Origin of the sequence: Caballeronia arvi (genome assembly GCF_001544695.2) — a bacterium.
GTDB lineage: Bacteria > Pseudomonadota > Gammaproteobacteria > Burkholderiales > Burkholderiaceae > Caballeronia > Caballeronia arvi.
On sequence record NZ_FCOM02000058.1, the window covers coordinates 38,002 to 48,075 of the forward strand.

Genomic DNA, 10,074 nt, shown 5'->3' on the forward strand with positions numbered 1-10,074 from the left:
CGCGGCCCATGCATTTCGGCTACAAGTGCCGTGACTGGAAAACGTCTGATCGGGCCGTGCGGCAAGCCTTCGCGGGCTGCGACCGTTTGTTTTCGAGATACAGCGCGGGTTTTCCGGCGCTGCGTTCTCATCGTGCATCGCAACAATCAACCTCAATCGCCGACGCATGCTTTCAGAGTTTTCATTGATCGACCGTTTCTTCGCACGCCGCGCGTCGGCGCCCGCGCCGCGTCTTCAGGACGCTTCGGCGACGCCGCTCGGCATCGGCGACGACTGCGCGCTCATCGCGCCGCCGGCCGGCCATCAGCTCGCCATTTCGACGGACATGCTGGTCGAGGGCCGCCACTTCTTCGCCGATGTCGATCCTTACACGCTGGGTCACAAGGCGCTCGCGGTGAATCTGTCGGATCTCGCCGCGATGGGCGCGAAGCCGCACGCGTTCACGCTCGCGCTCGCCTTGCCGCGCGCCGACGAAGCGTGGCTCGAAGCATTCAGCGACGGCCTTTTCGCCCTCGCCGAACGCTACGATTGCGCGCTCGTCGGCGGCGATACGACGAGCGGGCCGCTCAACATCTGCATCACCGTGTTCGGCGACGTGCCCAACGGCGCCGCCTTGCGCCGCGACGCCGCGCAGCCCGGCGACGATATTTACGTGTCCGGCACATTGGGCGATGCGCGCGCGGGACTCGGCGCGATCCGCGGCGAATGGGCCGCGCCGGAGGGCTCGGACTGGCGGCGCGCACTGGAGCGCCCCGAACCGCGCGTCGCGGTGGGACTCGCGCTGCGCGGCGTCGCGCACGCGGCGCTCGATATCTCCGACGGCCTCGCAGGCGATCTCATGCACATCCTGAAGCGCTCGGGCCTGCGCGCGATCGTCGACGCCGATGCCGTACCTTGCTCGGACGCCGTGCGCGCGCTGCCCGAGCCTGCGCGCCGCCAATGCACGCTCGCGGGCGGCGACGACTACGAGCTCTGCTTCACCGCGCCCGTCGCTGCGCGCGACGCGCTCGCGAATATCGCGACGAGCGTGAATGTGCCGCTGACCCGCATCGGTACAATCGAATCATCCGGTGCGCCGCGCATCGCCTGGCGCGATGCCGCAGGCGCGCCGCTCTCCCTGACGTTGCAAGGCTTCGATCATTTTCATGCAGACTGACCCCACGCTCGCGGGTGGCGCTTCGCCGCAAAACCCGAAGCCGCGCAAGGCGAGCGCGCGCTTCATGCTCGACCATCCGCTGCACATTCTGTCGCTCGGCTTCGGCAGCGGGCTTTCGCCCATCGCGCCCGGCACGGTCGGCACCCTCTTTGCGTGGGTGTCGTTCGTCTTGTTCAATCGACACTTGACCGTTGCGGAATGGGGCGCGCTGATCGTCGTCGGCTTCATCGCCGGATGCTGGTTCACCGGCTTCACCGCGAAGAAAATGGGTATCGCGGACCCGTCGCCGGTCGTGTGGGACGAGATCGTCGCGTTCTGGCTCGTGCTGCTGCTGGTCACGCCTGCAACGTTTACCGGCCAGTTGTGGGCGTTCATCGTGTTCCGCTTTTTCGACATGGTGAAGCCGCCGCCGATCCGCTATTTCGACCGTCATTTGAAAGGCGGCTTCGGCATCATGTTCGATGATCTCGTCGCGGCGTTCTTCACGCTGCTCGTAATCGCGCTCTGGCGCATGACCGTCTGATTTCATCCCTCTCTTCGAGAACATCGCCATGCCAACCGACTCTGTCGTTCACCAACTCGCGATTCGCGTCAGCAACAAGCTGCGCGACGAACGGCTGATGCTCGCAACCGCCGAATCGTGCACGGGCGGCATGGTCGCGACCGCCATTACCGATATTTCAGGCAGCAGCGCGTGGTTCGAGCGCGGCTTCGTCACCTATTCGAATCTGGCGAAGATCGAGATGATCGGCGTGCCGGCCGCGCTCATCGAGCAGCACGGCGCAGTGAGCGAGCCCGTCGCGAAGGCGATGGCAGAAGGCGCGCTGCGCAACAGCCGCGCGCAGGTTTCGATCGCGATCACGGGCGTTGCGGGCCCGGCCGGCGGCAGCGAGGCGAAGCCGGTCGGCACGGTGTCGTTCGCGTGGAGCAACCGCCTTCATACCGGCGTCGAGACGCAGCATTTCAAGGGCGACCGCGAGCAGGTGCGCTCGCAAGCGGCGGCGCATGCGCTGAGGAAGCTGCTGGAGTTTCTCGAACAGCGCGAGCGGTGAGCCGAAGCAGCGCATGAGCAGTTCACCGCACACTCCAGTTCGCGCCATCGCGTTCACCCGATCCGAGATCGCCGCATGGGTGGGCCCGAAGACATTCGATAGAGCGCTGGGTTATGTTCGCGCTGTCTCCGGTATCGCATGGTCGGGCCCGATGCTCAGCGCGCGAGTCGCAGGCACGCAACCGGAGCCCTACGATGTCGAGATCTCCTTCCGCGGCCATCGTCCGAGCGGCTCCTGCTCGTGTCCGGTCGGCTATCAGTGCAAGCATGTTGCGGCCACGCTGCTCGCGCTGCTGGAACTCGAACAGCAGGCGTCGAAAACGGGCCTGAGTATCGAAGTCGAGCAATGGCTCTCGGGCTTTCGCGCACGGGTTCAGCAGACGCAGACGAAGGCGGCCAGGCCGGCTGGCAAAAGCGGCGGCGTGAACCATCAGATCGTGTATGTGCTCATACCCGCGCGCATTCAGTCGGCGGTCGTCGAACTGGTGACGTACAAGGCACGGCTCGGCGTCGATGGAACCATCCGCGCGGCCGAGTTCTGGTCGCCCAACTACGCGAGCTGGAACACGCCGCCGAAGTTCGTCACGCAGGACGATGACACGATCCTGCGCGCGCTCCGCAACGAACGAGGCTTCTCGACGAACGCTTTTCACCTCCGCGGCAAAAAAGGCGCGGCTGTCTGGAAGATGATGCTCGCGACCGGCCGGCTCTTCTACGAAGCCGATCTGAACAAGCTGGCGCTCGACAACCCGCTGCACGAAGGCGCACGCCGTCGCGCCGACATCGAATGGATACCGCACGGCGACGACATGATCTTCGCGGCGCTCGAAACCGAGCCGCAATCGAACGTCGTGCTGCCCGTCGAGCCGCCTTGGTACGTGGACATGTTCACGCACGAAACGGGCTTGATCGACGCGCCCGTTCCCGACGAACTGCTCGCCGACTATCTCGAGATGCCGGTGCTGACGGTCAGCGAAGCGGAAATCGTGCGAGCGGCTTTGCAGGAATTCGCGCCGACGCTGCCTGCGCCGCCCGTCGATGGCGAAATCGACATGCGCATGATCGATGTCGCGCCGACGCCCGTGCTCACGCTCGACACGCTCCTGATGGACACGCCTCGCAAGCTCGATACGAACGTGCTGGAACTCGACCTCGCGCTGCTCGATTTCGACTACGACGAGATCATGATTTCGGCCGGCAGCCCCGAAGTGCTGGCGCGGCTCGCGGATGGCGAACTCGTGCGGATCGCGCGCCGCGCCGATCTGGAAGACGCGTGCGTCGAGCGCCTCGTAAAATGCGGACTCAAATCGATATCGGACACGTCGGCGAGCCGCGACGAATCGCCCTTTGCGGGCGGCTTCATCATGCCGCGCAGCGACGCATGGCCCGCGTTCGTCAGCGACGAGATTCCCGCGTTGCGCGACGCCGGCTGGCGCGTCGAGATCACGCCGAACTCGCGCTTCGATACCGTCGAGATCGAGCAGATCGATGCACGAGCACACGCAGCCGGAAACGACTGGTTCGATATCGAGCTGGGCATCACGGTCGAAGCGCAGCGCGTGCGCCTTGAACCGCTTCTCGCCGATCTGTTCGCGCGCGACCGGCGCTGGCTCAACGGCTCGCTCGACGCCATCGACGACGCGCATGCCGTCGAATTCCGCACGCACGAAGGCCGGCGCTTCATGCTGCGCGCCGCGCGCATCAAGCCGCTCGTGCGCACGCTGATCGATCTGTTTGATCGCATCGATCGGCACGCCGAAACGCCCTTGCGCCTGTCGACGCTCGAAGCCGGCCGACTCACCGAATCCGAGGAGAAGCTGCGCTGGCAGTTCGACGGCGACACATCGATCATCGAACTGGCGCGGCGGCTGCGCCACGCCGCCGCGCCGCGCAGGATCGAGCCGCCGAGCGGACTGAGCGCGACGCTGCGTGAGTATCAGCGAGAGGGCGTCGACTGGATGCAGTTCCTGCGCGAACATGACCTCGCCGGCGTGCTCGCCGACGACATGGGTCTCGGCAAGACCGTGCAGACGCTCGCTCATATCCTCGTCGAGAAAGAAGCAGGCCGCCTCACCCAGCCGGCGCTGATCGTCGTGCCGACCACGCTCGTCACGAACTGGCAGGACGAGGCGCGGCGTTTCGCGCCAGAGCTGAAAGTGCTCGATCTGCATGGGCCGCAGCGTCACGAGCGCTTCGCCGATATCGCCGCGCACGAACTCATCGTCACGACGTATCCGCTGATCTGGCGCGATCACGAAGCGCTCGCGCAGCACGACTATCACTTGCTGATTCTCGACGAAGCGCAGTACGTGAAGAACGCATCGAGCAAAGCGGCGGGCGTCATCCGCACCTTGCGGGCGCGGCATCGGCTGTGTCTCACCGGCACGCCGCTCGAAAACCATCTCGGCGAGCTCTGGTCACAGTTCGATTTCCTGCTGCCCGGCTTTCTCGGCACGCAGAAAGAGTTCGCGGCCCGCTGGCGCAAACCGGTTGAAAAGCAGAACGACATGACGCGGCGCGACCTGCTCGCGCGCCGGATTCGCCCGTTCATGCTCCGCCGCCGCAAGGACGATGTCGCGACGGAATTGCCGCCGAAAACCACGATCGTGCGCAGCGTCGAGCTCGAAGGCGCGCAGCGCGATCTCTACGAAACCGTGCGCGCCGCGATGCAGAAGAAAGTGCGCGATGCCATCGAGAAGCAGGGTTTTGCGCGCAGCCATATCGTGATGCTGGATGCGCTATTGAAGCTTCGGCAGGTGTGTTGCGATCCGTCGCTCGTCAAGCTGACGGGCATAAAGAAAGCGCAAGGATCGGCCAAGCTCGCGTTGCTGATGGAACTGCTGCCGAATCTCATCGACGAAGGGCGGCGCGTGCTGGTGTTCTCGCAGTTCACGAGCATGCTCGCGATCATCGCCCGTATGCTCGACGATGCGGGCATCGCCTATGTCACGCTGACGGGCGAAACGACCGATCGGAAAACGCCCGTGCGGCGTTTTCAGGCAGGCGAGGCGCCCGTTTTCCTGATCAGCCTGAAAGCGGGCGGCGTCGGCCTGAATCTGACCGCCGCCGATACCGTCATTCACTACGATCCGTGGTGGAACCCGGCCGCCGAGAATCAGGCGACGGACCGGGCGCATCGCATCGGGCAGGACAAACCGGTGTTCGTGTACAAGCTGGTGGCCGCGGGCAGCATCGAGGAGAAGATTCTCGACATGCAGAAGCGCAAGGCGGCGCTCGCGGCGGGCATCCTGTCCGAAGACGCGCAGGCGGTCGCGAAGTTCTCCGCCGAGGACATCGACGCGTTGTTCGCGCCGATTCCCGACGATTGATCTACGCGCCTCACCGATACTGATTGATCGCGTCGCGCGTCTTTTTCGCCGCTTCCGCCGCGGCTTGCGCGTAGTCATCGCCCTTGCCGGCGTAGATGATCGCGCGCGACGAGTTGATCAGCATGCCGGCGCCGTTCGCCGTGCGGCCCGCGCGAACGGTCGCTTCGACATCGCCGCCCTGCGCGCCGATGCCCGGAATCAGCAGCGGCATCTCGCCGACGATCCCGCGCACCGTTTCGATTTCCTTCGGGAACGTCGCGCCGACGACCAGACCCAGTTGGCCTTTGGCGTTCCACTTTTCCGCCGCGAGCCGCGCGACGACCTGATACAGCGGCGTGCCATCGGACGTCGTCAGGAATTGCAGGTCCGAACCGCCCGCGTTCGACGTGCGGCACAGCACGATCACGCCACGGCCTTCATGCGCAAGATACGGCTCGATCGAATCGAAGCCCATGTACGGATTGACCGTCACGGCATCGGCCTTGTAGCGCTCGAAGGCTTCCTTCGCGTATTGCTCCGCCGTGCTGCCGATGTCTCCACGCTTTGCATCGAGAATCACCGGAATGCCGGGATGCTTTTCGTGGATATGCGCGATCAGCGCTTCGAGCTGATCTTCCGCGCGATGCGCCGCGAAGTACGCGATCTGCGGCTTGAACGACGACGCATACGGTGCGGTTGCATCGGCGATGGTCTTGCAGAACTCGAAAATCGCATCGGCGCGGCCGTTGAGCGCGCCGGGAAATTTCGACGGCTCGGGATCGAGGCCGACGCACAAAAGGGATTGAGTCCGCGACCACGCGGCGTTGAGGGATTCGATGAAGGACATGGCGGGGATTTCGTTGAACGTCGATGCCACGCATTTTAACGTGCGGCTCCTGCGGTCAGCGCGCCGCCGCTCTCGCCCGCGCCTTGGGTCTTGCACGCCGCGCCGCTTCCCCGATGCGCTCGACCGTAAAACGAAATCCACGCGACAGCCGTTCCCCGGGCTCGAGCACGGTCATCCCATGCGCCTCGCCGCCGCCCGGCAGATTCACCGCGTTGATCGGATGATCGACCGGCTCGAAGCAGAAGAAGCTCTCGCCCGGCGGCACATACAGCACGTAGTAGTCGGTGTCGGCGGCGATCGTCAGCGACAGTCGCCGCTTCGGCCACAGCACGCTCGTGCGGCCGCTCCAGCCGGTGAACGCGTTGTTCACCATCTCGGACGGCATCGGATAGGCGACGCCGAACTGCCACGCCGGCGGCGTCGGCACGTGACGCACCGGCAGCCAGTCGTCGCCGCACAGCCAGACGCCGCCCGCCGCCGCGGAAAGTTCCGTGTCCGCCTCGCGCATCAGAAACGGATGCAGCCCGAGGCCGAACGGCAGCGCGTCGGCGCCGGTGTTCTCGACGTCGAGCGTCACGACGAGCGTCGCGTCGTCGAGTGTGTAGGTCTGCGCGGCGCGAAACGCATACGGCTTGCCGTCGCTGCGATCGAGCGTGAGCCGCGCGCGCCCTGCCGTTTCCTCTTCGATTTGCCACGCGCCGAGCCAGCCGTCGCCGTGCAGCGGCAGCGGTTCGCCGGCGCGGTTGCATGGCACGTCGATGGAGCGCCCCGAGAACTGGAAATTCCCGTTGCCGATGCGGTTCGAATACGGCAAGAGCGGATAGCACGCGAGCTGATTCGGATCGGTGTCCGGGCCGGGCTCGATGCACGGGCGGAAGATCGGCACCAGCGTGCCTTCATGCCGCCAGTCGAAACGCGTGATGCCACCGCCGAGCGACGGCGCGAGTTCGAGTCGCAGATGCGCGTTGGCGAGCGTGATGCAGCCTTCGGCATTCGATCCGCTCATCGCGACGGCCGCGGTGCCCGGACCGGGGCGTATCGGCGGCTCGGCCGCGGCGGCCAGTCTCGACCGGCGGGCGTTCGCCTGGGCCGTGGACGTCGTCGATGCAGGATTCGGTCTTTGCTCTGTGCGCGCAACAGTCATGACTCGTGCTCCATCGAGAGGCGAAAACCCGGCACGGCCGGGACGTGTCGGACGGCGCGTCGTTGCGCGCCGCCTCAGTGCTTTAGGCTTTTCCGGCGAATACGGCTTCCGCGATGCCACGCGCGCCCGGCATCGCGACGAACACGCCGCCCGCGTGCGCATCGCTTTGCAACGCGCGATCGTCGAGTCCGATGCGCGCGCTCGTCACATACAGCGTGCCGAAGTCCGGCCCGCCGAACGCGGCGCAACTCGGCTGCGCGGTCGGCATGTCGATGCGCGTGGTCTCGCGGCCATCGGGTGCATAGCGCACCACGCGCGCGCCGCCCCACTGCGCGTTCCACAAGCCGCCTTCGGCATCGACGATGGAACCGTCGGGCACGCCTGTCGCATCCGTCAGTTCGACGAACACGCGGTCGTTCGCGAATGTCGGATAGTCGCAGACGCGGATCTGGCGTGTCGGTGAATCGCAGTAGTACATCGTCGTGCCGTCCGGGCTGAAGCCGATGCTGTTCGAGATCGCGCAGTCGCCCAACGGCAGGCGTTCGAGCGACAAATCGTGGTTCAGCCGATAGAACCCGCCGATGGCCTGCGCGTCGTCCACATCATGTTTCGTGCCGAAGACGAAGCGCCCTTCGCGGTCGCAGCGGCCGTCGTTGAGACGCGTCGGCAGATCGGCTTCGACTTCCATGATGGTGTCGATCTTGCCGGTCGCAATTTCATAGAACGCGAGCCGCGACGCGAGCCCGAGCAGCAGGAAGCGCGCATCGGCGCACGTCGAGAAGCACGCGAGGCGCTCGGGCATGTCGAACGAACCGGTCGAGCCGTCGCGCGGATCGTGGCGCCACAGTTTCTTGCCTTCGATATCGGTCCACCAGAACTGGCCGCTCGCGGCGCACCACGTCGCGCCTTCACCGAGCGTGCATCGGCTGTCGATCAACAATGTGGCGCTTTGATTGTTCATCAGGCCCATCCCCCGTCGACGATGATGTCTTGCGCGGTGATCATGCTGCTGTCGTCCGATGCAAGAAAGAGCGCGGCGCGCGCGAGATGCGCGGGCAGCAATTCCCCGCCGATGCACTGGCCTTGCTTGATGGCTTCCCTGCCGGCGTCGTCGAGCCACAGACGCTTTTGCTTTTCGGTCATCACCCAGCCGGGCACGAGCGTATTCACGCGGATGCCGAACTTTCCGAGGTCGCGCGCGAGGCCGCGCGTCATGCCCTGCACCGCGGATTTCGACGTCGTGTAGACGGGGAAGTTGCCTTGCTTGAGCATCCAGCTGATCGAGCCGAGATTGATGATCGATCCGCCGCCTGAGCGCTTCATGTCTTCGATCACGGCCTGTGCCGCGAAGAACTGATGCCGGATGTTGATCGCGATGCCTGCATCGTAGGACTCGGGCGTGACGTCTTCGATTGCGTGGCGCTTGTCGTTGGCGGCGTTGTTGACGAGCACGTTGATCGGGCCTAGCGCGCTTCTCACGTCTTCGATGCCTTTTCTCAGCGCGTCGATGTCGGTGAGGTCGACGCGCAGGAACATCGGGCGGGTTTGATTTGCCTGCAGCGCTGCGCCCAGGCGGTCGGCGAGCGCTTCGCCTGCGTCGGTGTCGATGTCGAAGAAGGCGACTTTTGCGTTCTGGTCGAAGAAGTGTTCGACGAAGCCCTCGCCGATGCCGGTGGCGCCGCCGGTGATCAGGACTGTTTTACCTTCCAGGCTGGGGTACTTTGCTAGTGATTTGCTGATGGTTGCCATGTCGCTATTTTTTCCGTGGAATCCTGAATTCGTGTCGGTCTGTTTGCTCTGCCCCTGTGCGGGGCGGCAGTCACTTTCTTTGCTGCTGCAAAGAAAGTAACCAAAGAAACAGCTATCCCCAGCCTAAGCACTTCCAGCCGGCCGCGGCACAGGCGATTGGCCTAATGGCCCCCAGAGTAGCGAGTGCCCTCGAAGGTCTCATCGGGCTTGGATCGCGCACGGTCTGTCACATCGCACCACACAACAAACTGGTTCAGCACCATTTAGCTCCAGCCCGCTTCGCGGCCGACCGGTCAATCGGGTTTGCGCGAGGTTGCGTATTTGCTCCCACCGTTGCCGGCCCACCGCTGGTTTCCCTTGCATACGCGGCGGCAGCGCGTAGCGCTGTGCCGGAACTCTTTCGTGCTGAACCAGTTTGCTTAAAGCTATCGGGCGGCAGACCGTGCGCGATCCACGCCCGATAAGACCTACGAGAACACTCGCTACTCCGGGTTCCATTCAACCGATCGCCTGTGCCGCGGCCGGCGTGAGGCACTCTGGGTCGAAAAGCTGCTTTCTTTGGTGACTTTCTTTGCAGCAGTGTATAGACCGGGGACATGGTTGACACTTTCGTCGGGGACATAGCTGACACATTCATCTTGGCGCATCGGGCTGGTTTGGGTCAAACGTCATGAGTCGATGATGAGCGAAGTAGAAGTCGTAGGCATCGGCAACTTTGCTGCTGGGTCGCGCGGCGATGTCCAGTCGGTGCAGCGCGCTGGATACGCGCAAATGGTGACCTCGAAACGTTACTTTGCCGTTCCAGCCCACGCGCAGCAC

Annotated in this window: 8 protein-coding genes and 1 pseudogene; 4 read left to right on the top strand and 5 right to left on the bottom strand. The window is 64.7% G+C overall.

What is annotated here, in order from left to right; genetic code table 11:
* Positions 1 to 166: 166 nt before the first annotated feature.
* The 4 genes from thiL to AWB74_RS36145 are packed head-to-tail and all read left to right on the top strand — an operon-like array spanning position 167 to position 5,536.
* Positions 167 to 1,156: a thiamine-phosphate kinase gene (gene thiL / locus AWB74_RS36130; protein ID WP_061151410.1), complete on the top strand. Its 990-nt coding sequence runs from the start codon at positions 167 to 169 to the stop codon at positions 1,154 to 1,156.
* Positions 1,146 to 1,679: a phosphatidylglycerophosphatase A family protein gene (locus tag AWB74_RS36135; RefSeq protein ID WP_200822083.1), complete on the top strand. Its 534-nt coding sequence runs from the start codon at positions 1,146 to 1,148 to the stop codon at positions 1,677 to 1,679. Before thiL ends, AWB74_RS36135 begins: the two co-directional genes overlap by 11 nt.
* A 28-nt stretch (positions 1,680 to 1,707) precedes the next feature.
* Positions 1,708 to 2,208 carry a CinA family protein gene (locus AWB74_RS36140; RefSeq protein ID WP_061151411.1) on the top strand — a complete coding sequence of 167 codons (501 nt, stop codon included), beginning with the start codon at positions 1,708 to 1,710 and terminating at the stop codon, positions 2,206 to 2,208.
* 13 nt (positions 2,209 to 2,221) lie between these two features.
* Complete coding sequence (locus AWB74_RS36145) at positions 2,222 to 5,536, top strand: DEAD/DEAH box helicase (RefSeq protein WP_061151412.1); 3,315 nt, start codon at positions 2,222 to 2,224, stop codon at positions 5,534 to 5,536.
* Between the two features lie 10 nt (positions 5,537 to 5,546).
* Here the strand turns inward: AWB74_RS36145 and pyrF are convergent, their stop codons facing one another.
* The 5 genes and pseudogenes from pyrF to AWB74_RS47550 form a co-directional block, all read right to left on the bottom strand.
* Positions 5,547 to 6,362: an orotidine-5'-phosphate decarboxylase gene (gene pyrF / locus AWB74_RS36150; RefSeq protein ID WP_061151413.1), complete on the bottom strand. Its 816-nt coding sequence runs from the start codon at positions 6,360 to 6,362 to the stop codon at positions 5,547 to 5,549.
* A gap of 55 nt (positions 6,363 to 6,417) precedes the next feature.
* On the bottom strand, positions 6,418 to 7,506 hold the full coding sequence (locus AWB74_RS36155; protein WP_061151414.1) for an aldose 1-epimerase: 1,089 nt from the start codon (positions 7,504 to 7,506) through the stop codon (positions 6,418 to 6,420).
* Positions 7,507 to 7,588: 82 nt separating this feature from the next.
* Positions 7,589 to 8,476: an SMP-30/gluconolactonase/LRE family protein gene (locus tag AWB74_RS36160; RefSeq protein WP_061151415.1), complete on the bottom strand. Its 888-nt coding sequence runs from the start codon at positions 8,474 to 8,476 to the stop codon at positions 7,589 to 7,591.
* Positions 8,467 to 9,255, bottom strand: coding sequence for an SDR family NAD(P)-dependent oxidoreductase (locus AWB74_RS36165; protein ID WP_061151416.1), 789 nt, complete (start codon positions 9,253 to 9,255; stop codon positions 8,467 to 8,469). Before AWB74_RS36165 ends, AWB74_RS36160 begins: the two co-directional genes overlap by 10 nt.
* A gap of 633 nt (positions 9,256 to 9,888) precedes the next feature.
* Positions 9,889 to 10,074 (bottom strand): annotated as a pseudogene (locus tag AWB74_RS47550) (IS481 family transposase); the annotation flags it as partial.

Coding starts and splice junctions, on each gene's coding strand:
- thiL (WP_061151410.1), top strand. CDS start 167: ATGCTTTCAGAGTTTTCATTGATCGACCGTTTCTTCGCACGCCGCGCG.
- AWB74_RS36135 (WP_200822083.1), top strand. CDS start 1,146: ATGCAGACTGACCCCACGCTCGCGGGTGGCGCTTCGCCGCAAAACCCG.
- AWB74_RS36140 (WP_061151411.1), top strand. CDS start 1,708: ATGCCAACCGACTCTGTCGTTCACCAACTCGCGATTCGCGTCAGCAAC.
- AWB74_RS36145 (WP_061151412.1), top strand. CDS start 2,222: ATGAGCAGTTCACCGCACACTCCAGTTCGCGCCATCGCGTTCACCCGA.
- pyrF (WP_061151413.1), bottom strand. CDS start 6,362: ATGTCCTTCATCGAATCCCTCAACGCCGCGTGGTCGCGGACTCAATCC.
- AWB74_RS36155 (WP_061151414.1), bottom strand. CDS start 7,506: ATGACTGTTGCGCGCACAGAGCAAAGACCGAATCCTGCATCGACGACG.
- AWB74_RS36160 (WP_061151415.1), bottom strand. CDS start 8,476: ATGGGCCTGATGAACAATCAAAGCGCCACATTGTTGATCGACAGCCGA.
- AWB74_RS36165 (WP_061151416.1), bottom strand. CDS start 9,255: ATGGCAACCATCAGCAAATCACTAGCAAAGTACCCCAGCCTGGAAGGT.